Annotated in this window: 12 protein-coding genes; 5 read left to right on the top strand and 7 right to left on the bottom strand. The window is 74.9% G+C overall.

Annotated elements, in window-relative coordinates; all coding sequences use genetic code 11:
* Positions 1-205: 205 nt before the first annotated feature.
* A complete protein-coding gene (locus B9L22_RS16635; RefSeq protein WP_086151202.1) occupies positions 206-934 on the bottom strand; it encodes a VIT family protein in 729 nt (242 codons plus the stop codon).
* 89 nt (positions 935-1,023) lie between these two features.
* On the opposite strand from B9L22_RS16635, the gene B9L22_RS16630 reads away from it, so the two are divergent.
* The gene (locus B9L22_RS16630) at positions 1,024-1,449 is read left to right on the top strand and encodes a carboxymuconolactone decarboxylase family protein (protein ID WP_085388710.1); all 426 of its coding nucleotides are present in this window, start codon (positions 1,024-1,026) and stop codon (positions 1,447-1,449) included.
* A 36-nt stretch (positions 1,450-1,485) separates the two neighbouring features.
* On the opposite strand, the gene B9L22_RS16625 is transcribed toward B9L22_RS16630, so the two are convergent.
* The gene (locus tag B9L22_RS16625; RefSeq protein WP_086151201.1) at positions 1,486-4,221 is read right to left on the bottom strand and encodes an RNA helicase; all 2,736 of its coding nucleotides are present in this window, start codon (positions 4,219-4,221) and stop codon (positions 1,486-1,488) included.
* A gap of 338 nt (positions 4,222-4,559) precedes the next feature.
* Between B9L22_RS16625 and B9L22_RS16620 the strand changes: the two genes are divergently transcribed.
* The gene (locus tag B9L22_RS16620; RefSeq protein ID WP_086151200.1) at positions 4,560-9,677 is read left to right on the top strand and encodes a glycoside hydrolase domain-containing protein; all 5,118 of its coding nucleotides are present in this window, start codon (positions 4,560-4,562) and stop codon (positions 9,675-9,677) included.
* A 118-nt stretch (positions 9,678-9,795) separates the two neighbouring features.
* On the top strand, positions 9,796-10,392 hold the full coding sequence (locus tag B9L22_RS16615; protein WP_086151199.1) for a YdeI family protein: 597 nt from the start codon (positions 9,796-9,798) through the stop codon (positions 10,390-10,392).
* Positions 10,393-10,422: 30 nt separating this feature from the next.
* Here B9L22_RS16615 and B9L22_RS16610 read toward each other — a convergent pair whose 3' ends face one another.
* Positions 10,423-11,250, bottom strand: a complete 828-nt coding sequence (locus tag B9L22_RS16610) for an aminoglycoside 3'-phosphotransferase (RefSeq protein ID WP_086151198.1) — start codon at positions 11,248-11,250, stop codon at positions 10,423-10,425.
* Between the two features lie 87 nt (positions 11,251-11,337).
* Positions 11,338-12,330: a 3-methyladenine DNA glycosylase gene (locus tag B9L22_RS16605; protein ID WP_369824858.1), complete on the bottom strand. Its 993-nt coding sequence runs from the start codon at positions 12,328-12,330 to the stop codon at positions 11,338-11,340.
* A 199-nt stretch (positions 12,331-12,529) separates the two neighbouring features.
* On the opposite strand from B9L22_RS16605, the gene B9L22_RS16600 reads away from it, so the two are divergent.
* Both B9L22_RS16600 and B9L22_RS16595 read left to right on the top strand, forming a co-directional pair.
* Positions 12,530-13,600 carry a DUF4190 domain-containing protein gene (locus B9L22_RS16600; RefSeq protein ID WP_086151197.1) on the top strand — a complete coding sequence of 357 codons (1,071 nt, stop codon included), beginning with the start codon at positions 12,530-12,532 and terminating at the stop codon, positions 13,598-13,600.
* A 32-nt stretch (positions 13,601-13,632) separates the two neighbouring features.
* The gene (locus tag B9L22_RS16595; protein ID WP_086151196.1) at positions 13,633-14,577 is read left to right on the top strand and encodes a hypothetical protein; all 945 of its coding nucleotides are present in this window, start codon (positions 13,633-13,635) and stop codon (positions 14,575-14,577) included.
* A gap of 25 nt (positions 14,578-14,602) precedes the next feature.
* Here the strand turns inward: B9L22_RS16595 and B9L22_RS16590 are convergent, their stop codons facing one another.
* From B9L22_RS16590 to B9L22_RS16580, 3 genes are all read right to left on the bottom strand, one after another.
* Positions 14,603-14,983 carry an MmcQ/YjbR family DNA-binding protein gene (locus B9L22_RS16590; protein WP_086151195.1) on the bottom strand — a complete coding sequence of 127 codons (381 nt, stop codon included), beginning with the start codon at positions 14,981-14,983 and terminating at the stop codon, positions 14,603-14,605.
* A gap of 66 nt (positions 14,984-15,049) precedes the next feature.
* Positions 15,050-16,057: an aldo/keto reductase gene (locus B9L22_RS16585; RefSeq protein WP_086151194.1), complete on the bottom strand. Its 1,008-nt coding sequence runs from the start codon at positions 16,055-16,057 to the stop codon at positions 15,050-15,052.
* A gap of 10 nt (positions 16,058-16,067) precedes the next feature.
* Positions 16,068-17,288, bottom strand: coding sequence for a heparan-alpha-glucosaminide N-acetyltransferase domain-containing protein (locus B9L22_RS16580; protein ID WP_086151193.1), 1,221 nt, complete (start codon positions 17,286-17,288; stop codon positions 16,068-16,070).
* Positions 17,289-17,338 lie beyond the last annotated feature (50 nt).

The following is a 17,338-nucleotide window of genomic DNA, read 5'->3' as shown; positions in this document are numbered from 1 at the left end:
CGCCCGGAGGGCAGCGTCCGGCACGGCACCCGCACGCAGCGGGGGGCGGAAGGCAGCGCTGAGAGGCTCAGCGGTCCTGGGGGCTGACGGTGTGACCGTAAGCCCCCGGAGTGGATGCCTCAGGGCTCGACATGGGCCACACCCTACCCAAGGCGCCGCGCGGGCGCCCGGAGCCCCCCCGACCGTCCCGGGCCCGGCACTCCGGTCAGACGTTCACGTCGAGCAACGAGCCGATCGCGTACGTCACGCCCATCGCGACCGCGCCGCCGACGACGGTCCGGACCGTCGCGCGGCGCGTCGGCGCGTTGCCCAGGCGCGCCGACCCCCAGCCGGTGAGGACGAGCGCGAGCACGACGGCGACGAAGGTCAGCGGGATGCGGATGGTCGCCGGGGCCAGGAGGATCGCCGCGAGCGGCAGCAGGCCACCGACGGTGAACGACACGATCGACGCGACCGCGGCCTCCCACGGGCTCGTGAGCTCGTCGGGGTCGATGTGCAGCTCGGCGTCGGCGTGCGCGGCCAGCGGGTCGCGCTCGGTGAGCTGGACGGCGACCTGGCGTGCGAGGTCGGGCGTCAGGCCCTTCGCCTCGTAGATGCCGGCGAGCTCGTCGAGCTCCGCGTCCGGCATCTCCGCGAGCTCGCGGCGCTCGGTCGCGAGGAGCGCCTTCTCGGTGTCGCGCTGCGTGCTCACCGAGACGTACTCGCCCGCCGCCATGGAGAGCGCGCCCGCGAGCAGCGCCGCGCCGCCCGCCGTCGCGATGACGGGGATCGACGTGCTCGTCGCCGCGACGCCCACGACGACGCCCGCCGTCGAGACGATGCCGTCGTTCGCGCCGAGCACCCCGGCCCGGAGCCGGTTGAGCCGCGAGCCCGTGCTCTCCGGGTGGTGGGGCTCGCCGGGGTGCCGACCGGTGCGCGGGGGTGCGTCGCTCATGGGTTCACCGTAGGACGCGACCGGCGCGGCGCGACCCGGGCCGCGAGACCGTCGACCGCGACCGCCCCGCGTCCTCTACCCTGCTCCGCGTGACGCAGGGGAACTCCACGGACGACCGGCCGACGACGCGCGCGGAGCGCTACGAGCACGGGCGGGCGGTGTTCGGCGCGGTCAACGAGGCGGCGCCCGCCGCCATCGCCGAGGCGCTCGCCGACGTCTCGCCCGAGCTCGAGCACCAGATCTCGGCGTGGGCATACGGCGAGATGTACGCGCGCCCGCACCTGGGACCGCGGGACCGCCAGCTCGTCACGCTCGGGATGCTCGCCGCGCTCGGCGGGTGCGAGGCGCAGCTCGACATCCACGTGGGGACCGCGCTCGACGTCGGGCTGACGCCGCGCGAGATCGTCGAGGCGCTCCTCCAGTCGGCGGTGTACTGCGGCTTCCCACGCGCGCTCAACGCGACCGCGGTCGCGAAGGAGGTCTTCGGGCGGCGCGGGCTCCTGCCGGTCGAGTGAGGGCGGGGGCCGGCGCGCCCCCCGGTCTCGCCCGGCCTACAGCGGCCCGACGGCGAGCACCGTCACCACGGGCTCGCCCGCCTCGTCGCTCGCCGCGAGGTCGACGCTCGCCGTGACGGCCCAGTCGTGGTCGCCCGCCGGGTCGTCGAGCACCTGCCGCACGAGCCACGTGCCCGCGGGCACCACGCCGCCGGGGGCGTGCTCCGCCGTCGGGCCCTCGTGGCCCGCGGGCAGCTCGGCGCCCGCCTCGACGACGCGGAACAGCGCCGCGGAGCGGGCCCCGGGCCCGATGCCGATCGCGTCGTCGCCCTGGTCCTCGAAGAGCGGGTCGAGCGCGTCGCCCCACGCGTCCGCGTCCCAGCCCGCGCCGCCGTCGAGCGCACCGAGCGCGCGGTAGTCCTCGCGCGCGGCGAGCTCCACGCGCTTGAACAGGGCGTTGCGCACGAGGCGGCGGAACGAGCGCGGGTTGCCCGTGACGGGACGGGTCGGCGCCTCGGCCCCCGCCCCGGAGAGCGGGCCGTCGCCCACCTCGGTGTCCGCGTCGTCGTCGACCGGGTGCGCCAGGCGCTCCCACTCGTCGAGGAGCGACGAGTCGACGCCGCGCACCAGCTCGCCGAGCCACTCGACGATCTCCTGCACCTCCTCGGTGCGGTGCTCCTCGGGGACGACCTGGCGCAGCGCGCGGTAGGCGTCCGCGAGGTAGCGCAGCACCACGCCCTCCGTGCGCTCGAGCCCGTAGACGGACACGAACTCCGCGAACGTCATGGCGCGCTCGACCATGTCGCGGACCACGGACTTGGGGGAGAGCTCGGCGTCCGCGACCCACGGGTTGGACCGCTTGTACATCGCGAACGCGGGCGCGAGCAGCTCCTCGAGCGGCTTGGGCCACGTGATCTCCTCGAGCAGCGCCATGCGCTCCTCGTACTCGTACCCCTCGGCCTTCATCGCGGCGACGGCCTCGCCCTTGGCGGCGTTCTGCTGGGCGTAGAGGACCTGGCGCGGGTCGTCGAGCGTCGCCTCGATGACGGAGACGACGTCGAGCGCGTGGGTCGCGCCCTCGACGTCGAGCAGGTCCAGGGCCGCGAGCGCGAACGGCGACAGCGGCTGGTTGAGCGCGAACTCGCGCGGCAGGTCGCCGACGAGGCGCACGCTCGGGCGGTAGCCCGCGGGGCGCGACGGGTCGGGGACGCGCACGCGCTCGACGATCCCCGCGACGCGCAGCGAGCGGTAGATGCGGAACGTCTGGCGCACGTGCTCGCGGCGCTGCGACTCGGTGTCGTGGTTCGCGAGGAGCAGGTGGCGCATGGCCTCGACCGGGTCGCGACGCGGGTCGCTCGCGTCGGCCTGGCCGCCGCGACCGTGCTGCGCGGTGCGCGCGAGGACGTTGAGCACCATGGCGTGCGTGACGGTGAAGTGGCTCGTCAACGGCTCGGGCTCGGCGTCGCGCAGACGCTCGAACGTCGCGTCGGTCCAGTTGACCGAGCCCTGCGGCGCCTTCTTGCGAACGATCTTCTTGAGCTTCTTCGGGTCGTCGCCCGCCTTGGCGAGCATCTTGCGGTTCTCGATGACGTGCTCGGGCGCCATGACGAGCACCTCGCCCACGGTGTCGTACCCGGCGCGGCCCGCGCGCCCCGCGATCTGGTGGAACTCGCGCGCTGTGAGGTGGCGCATGCGCTCGCCGTCGAACTTCACGAGGCTCGTGAGCAGCACGGTGCGGATCGGCACGTTGATGCCGACGCCGAGCGTGTCCGTGCCGCACACGACCTTGAGCAGGCCCGCCTGCGTGAGGCGCTCGACGACGCGCCGGTACTTGGGCAGCATGCCCGCGTGGTGCACGCCGACGCCGTGGCGCAGGAACTTGCTGAGCGTCTTGCCGAACCCGGTGCCGAAGCGGAAGTCGCCGAGCTCGGCGGCGATCGCCTCCTTCTCGGACTTCGTCGCGACGTTCATCGACAGCAGGGACTGCGCGCGCTCGACCGCGTCCTTCTGGGTGAAGTGCACGACGTACACGGGCGCGCGGCGCGTGCTGACGAGCTCCTCGATGACCTCGGTGAGCGGCTCGACGACGTAGCTGAAGTGCAGGGGGACCGGCCGCTGCGCGGTGGTCACCTCGGCGACGGGCCGGCCGGTGCGCTCCTCGAGCTCCTCGACGAACCGGGTCGTGTCGCCGAGCGTCGCGGACATGAGCAGGAACTGGGTGTTCGGCAGCTCGAGCAGCGGCACCTGCCACGCCCAGCCGCGCTGCGGGTCGGCGTAGAAGTGGAACTCGTCCATGACGACCTGGGAGATCGCGTCCTCGTCGTCCGCACCGGCGTTCTCTCCGCCGCGGCGCAGCGCGATGTTCGCGAGGATCTCGGCCGTGCAGCAGATGATCGGCGCGTCGGGGTTCACGGCGGAGTCGCCCGTCGTCATGCCCACGTTCTTGGAGCCGAACGCCGCGACGAGCGCGAAGAACTTCTCGCTGACGAGCGCCTTGAGCGGCGCCGTGTAGTAGGTCCTGCCGCCGCGACCCGAGCGGTGCGCGGCGAGCGCCGCGAACTGGGCCCCCATCGCGACGAGCGACTTCCCCGACCCGGTGGGCGTCGAGAGGATGACGTGCGAGCCGGTGACCAGCTCGATGAGCGCCTCGCTCTGGTGGGGGTAGAGCTCGAGGCCCTGCTCCGTCGCCCACGTGGTGAACCCCTCGTAGAGCGCGTCCGGGTCGGGGGCCTTGCCCGTCGGGGCGGGCACGTGCGCGAGGAGAGCCGGGGTGCGGCCGGTCGTGGTGGTCACGGGACGAGTCTGTCAGGTGTCGCGGAGGCCGGTCGCCGGACCGGCGCTGCGGGGGGCCCGGGGGACCGAGAAGGGGGTTGATAGCGCTGTCAACGTGTGCGAGGGTAGGCCCGGACGTGCACTGGACGTGCGTCCAGCCTCCGCGTCACCGACGACCACCGAGCCCACGCCGCCGTGGGACGGAGGGAGCACCCCGTGCGGCCACCCGCAGATCACCTGCTCGTCACGTGCCCCTGACAGGGTGGCGCGGGGCCGCCCCCGCCCGCCCGCGCCACCTCACCCCCGACCGAACCCGGCCACCGCGGCGCCCCCGCCGCCGGCCCCTGCCCGAGGACACCATGGCCCCCAGCCTGCCGACCCCCCGAACCCTGCACCCGAGACCCCTGACCCCCGGCACCACGACCCCGGACCGCCCGCGCCGGCCCGCCCCGCGGCTGGTCGCGGGCGCGCTCGCCGTGGCGCTCGCCGTCGTCGGCCTCGCGCCCGCGACCGCCGCGAGCGCCGCCCCCGAGCCGCCGTCGACCGACTACGCGTCCCTGGTCGACGTCTTCGTCGGCACCGAGGGCGACTACGGCAACGACATGCCTGCCGCGCAGGCGCCGAACGGCCTCGCGAAGGTCAACCCGCGCACGACCCCGGGCCGGAACAACACCGGGTACGACTACGCGCAGTCGAAGATCTCGGGCTTCACGCACACCAACCTCGACGGGGTCGGGGGCTCCGGCGGCGGCGGCGACCTCCTCGTGGTCCCGACGTCCGGGTCGTACACGGCGCGCCCCGGCACGGGCACGTACGCGCACCCGTTCTCGCACGACGACGAGCAGGCGGGTCCCGGTTTCTACTCCGTCGGGCTCGGCAACGTCGCGGGCAAGGACGGCGCGATCACCGGCGCGCCGGGCACGATCGAGGCCGAGGTCGCGGCGACCACGCGCTCAGGCGTGCACCGCTACGCGTTCCCCGCGGGCTCGACGCCGAGCCTCGTCGTGGACCTCGAGACGAACAACACGAGCCGCCGGTCGTCGTCGGTGCAGGCCGAGACGCGCGCGGACGGCACCGTGGAGCTGTCCGGACAGGTCACGGGGTACTTCTACAACGCGGCCTACACGCTGTACTACACCGCGCGCACGCTCCAGCCCGCGACGGTGCAGACGTGGGGCGACGACGACCGGCTCGTCGACGCCACGACCCAGGACGGCGTCGACACCGGCGCGATCCTCACGTTCGACGCGGCCGACGCGGGGGAGATCGGGCTCCAGGTCACGCTGTCCCCGGTGAGCGTCGAGCAGGCGCGGATCGACCAGCAGGTCGAGCTCGGCGACCTGTCGTTCGACGCGATCCGCGACCGCACGCGCGCGGAGTGGAACGCGACGCTCGGGCGGGTCGCGATCGACGCGTCGACGGCGACGGACCCGACGGGCGAGCTCCAGCAGCTCTTCTACACGCACCTCTACCGCATGTTCGCCATGCCGATGAACGCGACGAGCACCTCGGGCACGTACCGCGGCGTCGACGGCGCGGTGCACGCCGCGCAGGGCTTCACGTACTACGACTCGTGGGCCACGTGGGACGACTTCCGCAAGTTCTCCGTCATCGCGTACATCGACCCGGCGCTGTACCGGGACATGGTGCAGTCGCTGATCTACCTGTTCGCGGACGCCGAGGCGACGGGGACCGGCGGCGGGCTCGGCGGGTTCGTGCACTCCGTCCCGACGGTGCGCTGGGAGCGGTCGTCGGTCGTGGTCGCGGACGCGATCGCCAAGGGCTTCGACGGGTTCGACCGCCTCGACGAGGCGTACCCGGCGCTGCAACGGCTCGTGGGGCAGTACAGCGCGGACGAGCTCCGGCGCGGCTACGTGGCGGGCAACCCCGGCGCGTCGGTGCAGCGGGGCTACGACCAGTACGGCCTCTCCGTGATCGCGGACGAGCTGGGGCTGACCGACGAGGCCGAGACGCTGCGCGAACAGGCGTCGTGGCCGATCGACAGGCTCACGAAGCCGGGCGCGTGGACCGCGGCCGACGGCACCCCGGTCGGCCTCCTCACCCCGCGTGCGGCCGACGGCTCGTGGCAGAGCGCCGACTACGCGAAGTTCGAGGCCGCGAGCCTCTACCAGGGCACGCTCTGGCAGTACCACTGGTACGACGCGTACGACATGGACGCGCTCGTCGAGGCGATGGGCGGCCCCGAGGCGGCGCGGCTCGCGATGCGCCACATGTTCGGGGAGCACGCGCCGGACGACGGGAAGGCCATGCTCCACTCGAACGCCAACGAGATCGACCTCCAGGCGCCGTACCTGTTCAACTACACGGGCGAGCCGAGCCTCACGCAGAAGTGGGCGCGCGCGATCTACACGAAGGAGACCTGGAACCGGTACATCGCGACGGGCTCCTCGAGCGCCGTGCCGAGCGGCGGCGGCGAGTTCACGCCGCCCGTGAAGACGAAGGTCTACCAGCTCGACCCGCGCGGGATGCTCCCCACGATGGACAACGACGCGGGCACGATGTCGACGATGTTCGTCGCCGCGGCCGTCGGCCTGTTCCCGGTGACCGCCGGCTCGTCCCAGTTCCAGGTCGGGTCGCCGTTCTTCGACTCGACGACCATCACCTACGACGACGGCAGCGCCTTCACGGTCACGGCCGACGGCGTCTCGGAGGACGCGTTCTACGTCCAGTCCGCGACCCTCGACGGCGCGACGTTCGGCAACACGTGGGTCGACTACGCGACCGTGGTCGGGGGCGCGGACCTCGCGTTCCGCATGGGCGAGCAGCCGAGCGACTGGGGCACGGACACCGCGCCCGCGTTCTCGATGAGCACCGCGACCGACGAGCCGGCCGAGGGACCGCGCGTCAGCGCCGACCCGACCACCGTGCCGACCGGCGACGGCGGCGCGCTCGACGCGACCGTGACGCTCACGCTCGACGGCGCCCGCCTCGCCGCGCCCGCCGGCACGGACCTCGTCACGAGCGGGGCGGCGAGCGTCGTCGGGCTGCCCGACGGCGTCACGGCGGCGGTGACGGTCGCGTCGCCGACCGCGCTGACCGTCTCCCTGACGGGGACGGCGTCCGCCGACGCGCGCTTCTTCGTGCACCTGCGCGACGCCGCGCTCGCCGACGGCGTCGCCGCGGCGTCGCTCCAGGGACAGGGCGTCTCGGTGCGCTCGCCCCTGCGGCTGTCCGTGGCGTCCGCCGAGCGCGACGCGCTCGCCGCGCTCGTCGACGACGCCGTGCTCGTGCGGCACGGGAACTACTCCTCGGTGACGTTCGACCGGTTCTCCACCGCGCTGACGAAGGCGCAGGAGGCCCTCGGTGACGAGGCCGCGACGAGCATCGCGCTGCGGTTCGCGGCCGACCGGCTCGGTGCGGCGGCCGACGCGCTCGACCTCACGGGCGGCGGGTACCGCACGCTCGAGGCCGAGCAGTCCGAGGCGTGGTCGGGCGGGGAACTGAAGAACGAGGCGAACAGCTCGTCCGGCAACCTCGGCGGCGTGCGCTCCGGGTCGTGGGTGCAGTACCGCGACATGACCTTCGAGACCGCCGCCGGGGACACCCCGCCGCGCTTCCTCACGGTCCGGTACGACACGAGCTTCGCCCCGACGGACACGCCGAGCACCGTGCGCGTGCACGCGGGCGACGTGGGCGGCCCCGTGGTCGCGACCGTCGACCTGAAGGGCACGAGCGGCTGGGGCAGGTACGCCGAGGTGACGGCGGAGCTCGGCGACGTGCAGGCGCTCGTCGATGCGCAGGCCGTGACGTTCGAGCTCCTCGCGCCGTCGGGCCGGAGCTGGGTCGGCAACTTCGACTGGTTCCGCTTCAGCGCCGAGGACCCGGCAGCCCCGGGCCAGCCGGGCGAGTCCCCGACGGTGACGATCGAGGCCGAGGACTGGACCGCGAGCTCCGGTCGCGGGCTCAAGAAGGAGTCCTCGACGTGGACGAGCGGTCCGGTGACGAACGTCGGCGGCACCGCGGACGGCGACTGGCTCGCCTACGGCGAGGTCGACCTGGGTGAGCTCCCGCTCGGCGAGCTGTCGGTCCACTACGTGCACAACTCCAACCGGTCCGGGAACAACTCCGCGCTGTCGGTGTACCTCGACGCGTTCGACCCGGCGAACCCGGGCGAGCCGTTCGTCACCGTGCCGCTGCCGACGACCGGGTCGAGCTGGACCGCGGACGGGACCGCGACCGTCGTCCTGCCCGAGACGGTGCAGGGGACGCACGAGGTGTTCGTGCGCCTGTCCACCGAGCCGTACGCCGACCACCCGTACGTCGCGAACCTCGACAGCCTGACGTTCGCGCCGGGCGGCCCGACGTCGGTCGTCGTCGAGTCCGAGGCCTGGACGTCGAACTCCGGCCGCGGGTTGAAGAACGAGAGCTCGACGTGGACGAGCGGGCCGGTGACGAACGTCGGCGGCACCGCGGACGGCGACTGGCTCGCGTACGGCGAGATCGATCTCGGCTCCGCCGCGCTCGACCAGCTCTCCGTGCGCTACGTGCACAACGCGAACCGGTCCGGGAAGAACTCGGCCCTGTCGGTGTACCTCGACGCGTTCGACCCGGCCAACCCGGGCGAGCCGTTCGTCACCGTCCCGCTGCCGAGCACCGGGTCGAGCTGGACCACGGACGGGACCGCCGTCGTCGACCTGCCGAGCACGGTGCGTGGCAAGCACCAGGTGTGGGTGCGCCTGTCGACCGAGGCGTACGCCGACCACCCGTACGTCGCGAACCTCGACAGCATGCGCTTCTTCACGGACGCGTACGACGTCGAGGTCCCGCCGACCGACACCGCGGCGCTCGCGGCGGTGGTCGGCGCGGCCGGGACGCCCGAGGCGGAGATCGCGCGGTACGGCCGGATCGACGCGCGCGTCTTCACGCGCGAGCTCGCGGCGGCACGCTCCGTGCTCGCCGACGCCGGCGCCACCCAGGCGCAGGCCGACGAGCGGGCCCGGCGCCTCGGCCTGGCGACCGACCAGCTCGTGCCCGCCGAGCGCCGTCGGCTCGAGAACCTCGTGGCGAGCGCGGAGACCCTGACCGACGAGGGGTACAGCCCCGAGTCCTGGCAGGCCTTCCGCACGGCGCTCGCCGCGGCGACCGGGACGCTCGACGACGCGGCGGCGTCCGACGCGGCGCTGCGCGACGCGCGGCTCGCGCTCCAGGGTGCCGTCGACGCCCTGGAGGAGCCGGCCGACGTCGTGCTCGTCGAGGTCGAGGTCAGCCTGCGCTGCCTCGCCGGCAAGCCCTACGTCGCGGTGCGCGCGGTGAACGTCTCCGACGCGGCCGTCGACGTCGAGCTCGCGTCGTCGCTCGGGACGAGGTCGTTCACCGGCGTCGCGCCGGGCGCGAGCGCGTACCAGTCGTTCGCCGCGCGGTTCGCGACGGGCGACCTGGCCGTCACCGTCACGGCGACGGGGGCGGACGGCGCCCAGACGGTCGAACAGGTCGTCACCGTCCCGTCCTGCTCCTGACCGCACGACGCACGACCGACCCGGGAGGCGCCGACGGGGCGCCTCCCGGGCCGGCACCCTGGCGCCTCCGCGGCGGACCGGGCACGCTGGTGCCCCGACCGACGACGGAGGCGCCACCGTGACCGAGGAGTACCAGGGCCGGCCCGCGTTCCACGCGCAGACCCCCGCGGAGTGGCGGGCGTGGCTCGCGGCGCACCACGACGACGCCGAGCCCGGGGTCTGGCTCCTCACGTGGCGCCGCGAGAGCGGCCGGCCGACGTTCGGGTACGAGCCGTGGATCGAGGAGGCGCTGTCCTACGGCTGGATCGACGGGCAGGCCGCGACCGTCGACCAGGACCGGCACGCGCTGTGGTTCACGCGCCGCCGTCCCGGCTCCCGGTGGACGCGCCTCAGCAAGGAGCGGGTCGCGCGCGTCGAGGCGGACGGGCGCCTGACGGACGCGGGGCGCGCCGTCGTCGAGGCCGCCCGGGCGGACGGGTCCTGGACCCGGCACGACGACGCGGAGGCGCTCGTCGTCCCCGACGACCTCGCCGCGGCGCTCGGCGAGCGCCCCGACGCGCGGGCCCGCTTCGACGCCTTCACGCCCGGCGTGCGGCGCTCGATCCTCGGCTGGATCGTCGAGGCGAAGCGGCCCGAGACCCGGGCCCGCCGGATCGCGGAGACCGCCGCGCTCGCCGAGCAGGGCGTCGCCGCCCACCAGCCGCGTCGGCGCTGACCGCGTCCGCGGCGGTACCGCGCCCCGCCGTCAGGACAGGTCCCAGAGCAGCCGGTAGTACGCGATGCGCTCCGGGTCGGGCTCGACGCCGTAGCCCGCGTAGACGTGGCCGTCGTACCCGGAGCCGTAGTTCCACTCCGTGCTCCACGCCGCGACGGCGAGGTCAGCCCAGCGGTCCGCGACCCCGAGCGAGCCGAGGTCGACGTGCGCGGCGAACGTGCCGTCGTCGTGCAGGAGCGTGTTCGGCACGCACGCGTCCCCGTGGCACACGACGAGGCGGTCGACCGGGGGAGCGTCGTCGAGCCGGGCGCGCGCCTCGGCGACGGCCAGACCACGGTGCTCGGGGAACCACTCGTCGGGCCCGTGCCCGCGCGCGAGGCGGTCGTCGGCCTGCGCCACGCGCTGCGCGACGGACCAGGTGAAGGGGCACGAAGCGACCGGGAGCGCCTCGTGCAGCGCACGCAGCCCGCGGCCGATCGCGGTCGCCGCGACCGCCGGGTCGCCCGCCCAGCGCGCCTCGACCGCCGACCGCCCCGCGACGGCCCGCGTCACGAGCCACGAGCCGTCGTCGTCCGCGCCCTGGTCGAGCACGCGCGGCACCGGGGTCCGGTCGCCGACCCACGCGAGCCGCTCGGCCTCCGCGGCCAGGTCGATCTCGGGGACGCCCGCCGGGACCCACTTCGCGTACCGGACCGGTCCGGCGGCCTCGCCGCCGCGGGGGTCGAGCCGGAACGTCAGCCCGCCGACGGTGTTGCGCCAGACCGGCGTGACGCCGTCGTCCCCCGCGAGCGCGCGGACGACGGCGGGGACGGCCACGGGTCCGGTCGGGATCTCGGCGATGGTCTCGGCGCGGCTCACGCGGGCGATCCTCGCACGCGGCCCGTCCGCCGGTCACGGCCATTCCGGGCGCGACGTCGGCCGCCCGGTGCGCCGGTCGTCGGTGCGTCAGCGGGGAGGGCGGGCGGCCGCGTCGTCGTCCGGCGGGAGCAGCGCGTCGCACACGGCGACGAGCCGCTCGCGCAGCGCCCCGCCGCGGGCGGCGAAGGCGCGCTGGTGCCGCACGTACTCGGCCTTGCCCTCGGGCGTCTCGATCGCGACCGGCTCCAGCCCGTACGACGAGACGTCGTAGGGCGACGCCTGCATGTCGACGACGCGGACGTCGCGCGCGAGCTCGAACGCGTCGAGCACGGCGTCGCCGGGGACGGCCGGCGTGAGCTTGAGCGCCCACTTGTAGAGGTCCATCGTCGCGTGCAGGCACCCGGGCTGCTCCAGGGCGGGCTGCGTCTCGCGCGTGGGCCGCAGGCGGTTGAGCGGCCCGGCCTCGGGCGTGAAGAAGCGGAACGCGTCGAAGTGGGAGCACTGCACGGGGTGGTCCTCGACGACCCGGTCGGTCCCGTCGTGCCCGAGCCGGAGGGGGAGCGGGTGCCGGTGGTCGCGCCCGGCCGCCTTGTCGCGGTAGACCATGGCCCACTCGTGGAGCCCGAAGCAGCCGAACCGCCCCGGGCGAGACGCCGTCGCCGTGAGCAGACCGCGCAGGTACCGCACGGTGTCGCCACGGTCGGCGAGGAACGCGTCGGTGTCGAGCGTCAGGCCGTCGGGCGTGCTCCGGTACCAGCGCCATCCGGAGCGGTCGGTGGACGGGTCGGGCGCCGCGTCGGTGCCCGGTGCCGCACCGCTCGCGGCGGTCGGGGGAGCCAGCACGACGCCCGGCCCCGGGTGCCAGCGCCGGAGCTGGGCCGGGCGCGTGGGGTAGTAGGTGAAGAGGAAGTCCTCGATCGCGTGCTTCTGCCCGAGCGGCTTGCGGTGCCGCCACCCGGCCGTGAGCGCGTCCGCGCGCTCGGCGTGGGCGCGCTCACGCTCCGCCCACTCCGCGGCAGGCAGCACGACGGGCCCGACGACGGGCGTCGTCCGGGGGGTCGTGGTGGCGGTCGCAGGCACGCACCCAGGGTACGAGAGCCCGCGGGCGCGCCGTCGCGGCGGACTTTCACCCGCCGTGCGGTTTTCCCGATGTGGGCACGACCGGGAAGAATGGCCGTGAACGTGCTGTGAAGACCCGGCGCGTCAGGCCGGCCGGCCGCGCGTCGGCCGTCCACCCCGACCCGAACGACCGATCGCGGCGAGGCCGCGGAGGAGCACCATGTCGCAGCCGCCCACGGCACCGCAGGACCCCTACCAGTTCGACCCCTACCGGCCGCAGGGCTCGGACCCGGCGCAGCAGGAGCGCGGACAGGGGCAGGACGCGTGGGCGCCGCAGGGGGAGCCGCAGCCGTACGGCTCGCCCGACGCCGCGTCCGGCGCGCCCGGGTACGGCGGCACGCCGGAGCAGGCGCCCTACGGCGACCCGGGCTACGCGCCCTACGGCGCGGACCCGCAGACCCCGTACGGGCAGCCGGGCTACGGTCAGCCCGCTGGTGAACCTGCGCCGGGACACGCGCAGCCGTACCCCGCCGCCGGGGCGCAGCAGCCGTACGGCCAGCCCTACGGCGACCCCGCGCAGCAGCCCTACGGCGCCCCGCAGCAGCCCTACGGGAGCCCGTTCGGGAACGGCTACGCCCCGTACACCGCGCCCGCGTCGTCGACCGGGACGATGGCGATCGTCGGCTTCGTGCTCGCGATCCTCGGCTTCCTCGGCAGCTGGATCCCGTTCGTCAACATCTTCGCCGCGGTGATGGGCATCGCCGGCGTGGTGCTCGGCTTCGTCGGGCTGTCGCAGGCGAAGCAGGGCCGTTCGGGCAAGGGCTTCTCCATCGCGGCGATCGTGCTCGGTGTCGTGTCCGTGCTCGTGACGATCCTCGTGTGGGTCCTCTTCGTCGTCGCGGCGAACGAGGCCTCGTCGCAGTACGAGCAGTCGCTGGCGGAGATCCAGGAGGACTCCGACCGTGCGCTCGGCGAGTCGACGGACGAGATCCTCGCGAACGACCTCGAGGTCGAGGTCGGCACGTTCGAGGGCACCGCCGACGAGTTCGGCTGGGTGGAGTCCGCGCTGCCGGTCACGCTGACCAACACCTCCGACGAGGCGCTGACGTTCGACCTCGACATCGACGCCGTCGCGGCCGACGGTACGGTCGTCGAGTCCGACTTCGCCTACACCGACGAGCTCGCGCCGGGCGAGTCGACGACGGTCGAGACCTTCGACTTCATCGACTCCGAGAACCTCGAGGCGATGAAGACGGCGACCTTTGAGGTCACGCGCGTGAGCGCGTACTGACCGGCGCACGGCACCGAGGGACGGACGGACCGGTGAGCACGGACGACAGGACCCCGCCCGCCGGCGCGGCTCCCGCACCTGCCTGGGGCACGGCGCCCGGCGCGGCGGGGGAGCGCGAGCCCGCGTCGTCGGCGCCGGACCCTGCGGAGACCTCGCCGCCCACGGACGGCGGGGAACGCCCGGCCCCGGGCGACCCCGAGCCCGCAGCGACGGCGCAGCCCGCGCGCGCTCGGCGGCCGGGGACGGGCGTCCTCGTCACGGCGTGCCTCGGCGTCCTCCTCGTCGGGGCCGTCCTCGTCACCGAGGCCATGACGGCGCGCTGGGGCTGGGCGCACGTGGGCTGGCTCTACCCCGTCGCCGGAGCCGTCGTGCTGACGGTCGGCGCCGTCGCCTGGCGTCGCGGCACGCGCGGCGTGCCGGGGGCGACGCGCGCGCTCGTCGCGCTGCTCGCGGGGACGGTCGTCGTCACGACCTGGGTCGCGGTCGACCTCGTGCCCGCGTCAGGTCCCGGCTACGGCGTCGGCAGCTCGCTGCGCGGGTACCCCCTCGGCGGCGGGTCCGACGACGGCCCGGAGATCGCGGCCGTGTCCGACCGCGTCTGGTTCGGCGACTCGGTCCGGTACGCCGACGGCCTCGTCGTCTCCGTCTCGGCCCCGCAGGCGTACACGCCGAGCGAGCACGCGGCGGTGCGGGACGGCGACCCGCCGGACTCCGTGCGCGTCCGGGTGCGCCTGACGAACGGCACGGGCCGCGCCGTCGACCCCGGGAGCATCGACGTGCAGCCGGTGTCGGGCGGCCTCGTGGCCCGCCGGGTGTACGACTACGCGCCGGACGTCCTGCTCGAGCGTCCCGACCTCGTGGCGCGGGGGTCGAGCGGCGAGTGGGACCTCGTGTACGCCGTGCACGACCCGGAGGACGTCACGGTGGCGTTGGAGCCGACGTGGGCGAACTACGCGGTGGCGGTCTTCTCCTGGTAGCACCTCGTCCGGTGCGGCGCAGGCGTCACTCCGTGCGCCGCAGGTACTCCTGCGCGAGCCGGTGCGGGGCGCGGGCGAGCCACGCGTCCTGGACGAGCTCCTCGAGCTCCGGCACGGGGACCCGGTCGAGGCGCGCGAGCACGATCGGGTACCCGTCGAAGTGGCTCGTCGTGAAGAACGTGTCGGGGTCGTCCTGGACCAGCGCGGCCTTCTCGCCCTCGTCCGCGACGCGGAGCGCGACGGGCGGCTCCGTCGGGGCCGCGTCGCCCAGCTCGGCGAGGTCGCGCGGGCGCAGGGGGCGCTCCCACACGAAGAGCTTGCCGTGCACCGTCCACCGGCGCACGTCCTTGAGGTCCGTGCCCGGCAGCACCGCCACGACCCGTCCGACGTCCTCCCACGAGGCCATGCCTCCACGGTAGGCACCCGGTCGCGGGAGGGCCACACGGCCCGGCCGCCCGGCCGACCCGGCGGATCAGAAGGGCGCGACCTTCCCGAGCGGCGGGAAGATCTCGTCGAGCTCGGCGAGGTCCTCGTCCGTGGGCCGCCACGCGCCCGCGGCGGCGTTCTGCCGCACCTGCTCGGGCTTCGTCGCACCCGCGATCACGCTCGACACCTGGGGCCGGGAGAGCAACCACCCGAACGCGACCTGCACCTCGGTGATGCCGCGCACCTGGCAGAACGCGCCGAGCCGCGCGAGCGCCTCCCAGGGCGCGGACTCGAGCAGGTGCGGCTTGCTGCGCACGAGCCGGCCGTCGTCGGGCCGCGCGCCGTGCGCGTACTTGCCGGTGAGCAGGCCGTTCGCGAGCGGGAAGTACGGCAGGACGCCGAGCCCGTACGCCGCCGCGGCGGGCAGCACCTCGAGCTCGGCCGCGCGGTCGACGAGGTTGTACTGGTTCTGCGCGGACACGAACCGCACGGTGCCCGCCGCGCGCGCGACGAACTCGGCCTCCGCGATCTGCCACCCCGCCCGGTTCGAGTGCCCCACGTAGAGGACCTTGCCCGCGCGCACGAGGTCGTCGAGCGCCGCGAGCGTCTCGTCGATCGGCGTCCGCGGGTCGGGGGTGTGGAACTGGTAGAGGTCGATGCGGTCGGTGCCGAGGCGGCGCAGCGAGCCCTCGACCGCCCGCACGACGTAGCGGCGCGAGCCGCGCGCGTCGAAGTCCGACCCCGCGGCCCCGCGCATCGACATGCCGAACTTCGTCGCCACCACGACGTCGTCGCGCCGCGACCCGAGCGCCTGGCCGAGCAGCTCCTCGCTCAGGCCCGGGCGGCCGCCGTACGTGTCGGCCGTGTCGAAGAGCGTCACGCCCGCGTCGAGCGCGGCGTCGACGACGGCGCGCGTGCCCTCCAGGGTCTCCGTCGCCGTCGCGGGGCGCCCGAAGTTGTTGCACCCCAGCCCGACGGCGGACACCGCCAGGCCGGACCGGCCGAGACGGCGCAGGGCGGGGCGGGGTGCGGTGTCGTCGCTCGTGGTGGTCATGCGGCCGACCTTACGTCGGCCCGCGCGACGACGTGACGGCGGAGGCGCGCGCCGCGACGGACGCGACGAGCCGTTCCAGCGGGCCGCGCCCGATCGCCCAGCGCCACAGGGTCGCCACCACGAGCGTCGCGAGCACGAGCGCGAGGAGCGGTCCGTTCGTCGTCTGCTCGTACGCCGCGTCGCCCCACGCCCAGAGCGTGACGATCTGGGCCGAGTAGACCGTCAGCGCCATGGCGCCGACCGCAGCGACGGGGGCGAGCACCCAGCGTCCGACCCGGCCTGCGAACAGGCACAGCCCGAGCACCGCGACGGCGAACCCGCCCGACCCCACGACCTCCAGGAGCGTGTCCGTGTGCGGGCCCGCGAGCCAGAGGTAGGCGCTCGTCGGCCACGGGTCCGCCCACCCGAGCGGCTCCGGCCGGTACGCGCTCGACCACACGGCGGCCGCGTCCTCCACGGCCTGCGCCCCGCCGAGCGGACCCGTCACCAGTGCCGAGACGCCGTACCCGAGCCCGGCGGCCAGCAGCCCGCCGGCGACCAGCGCGACGCGCGTCGTCCTCGCGCCGAGGTCGGACCGCCCGATCGCGATGCCGACGAGCACGTACGCCATCCACACCACAGCCGGGTAGTGCCCCGAGACGAGGAAGTCCGTGAGCGCGCCCGACCCGTCGTCGGGCAGGTGGAGCCCCGCGCGTGCGAGCACCTCCGGAAGCCACAGCGCGAGCACCGGGCCGACGACGGCGACCGCGCCCGCGAGCACCAGGAGGTCCCGGCGCCGCCAGCGCAGGAACGGCAGTGCGAGCACGAAGTAGGCGGCGTAGAAGCCGAGGATGAGCAGCACGCGCGTGCCGAGCAGGTCCAGCAGCCCCGCCAGGGCGAGCAGGAGCACCGCGCGCACGAGGACCCGGGTGCGGTTCTGGAGCGCGGGCAGCCCGTCGAGCGGGGTGCGTCCGCCCGAGACGAGGGCGAGCGACACCCCGGCCACGAGCGCGAAGAGGACCGACGAGCGGCCGTGCGACAGCGAGAGCCAGCCGGAGACCTCGCCGAAGTCGTCCGTCGTGAAGCCCACGTGCGCCGCGAACATCCCGAGGACCGCGACCCCGCGCGCGACGTCGAGCCCCGTGACGCGGCCCGGCCCGCCGAGCAGGAGCGCGGCGTGGCGCCGCGCGAAGCCGGCGGAGGGTCGAGCGGGGTCGCCCGGGGCGGAGGTCGTGCCGGTCGCGGCCGTCATGGGGGGATTGTCCGTGCGCGGGCGCGCTCCCACCCCGCCGCCACGCCGGG

The sequence above is a fragment of the Cellulosimicrobium sp. KWT-B genome (assembly GCF_002127155.1).
GTDB lineage: Bacteria > Actinomycetota > Actinomycetes > Actinomycetales > Cellulomonadaceae > Cellulosimicrobium > Cellulosimicrobium funkei.
Note: the sequence above shows the minus strand (reverse complement) of the source record. Positions and strands in the feature narration are given on the sequence as shown.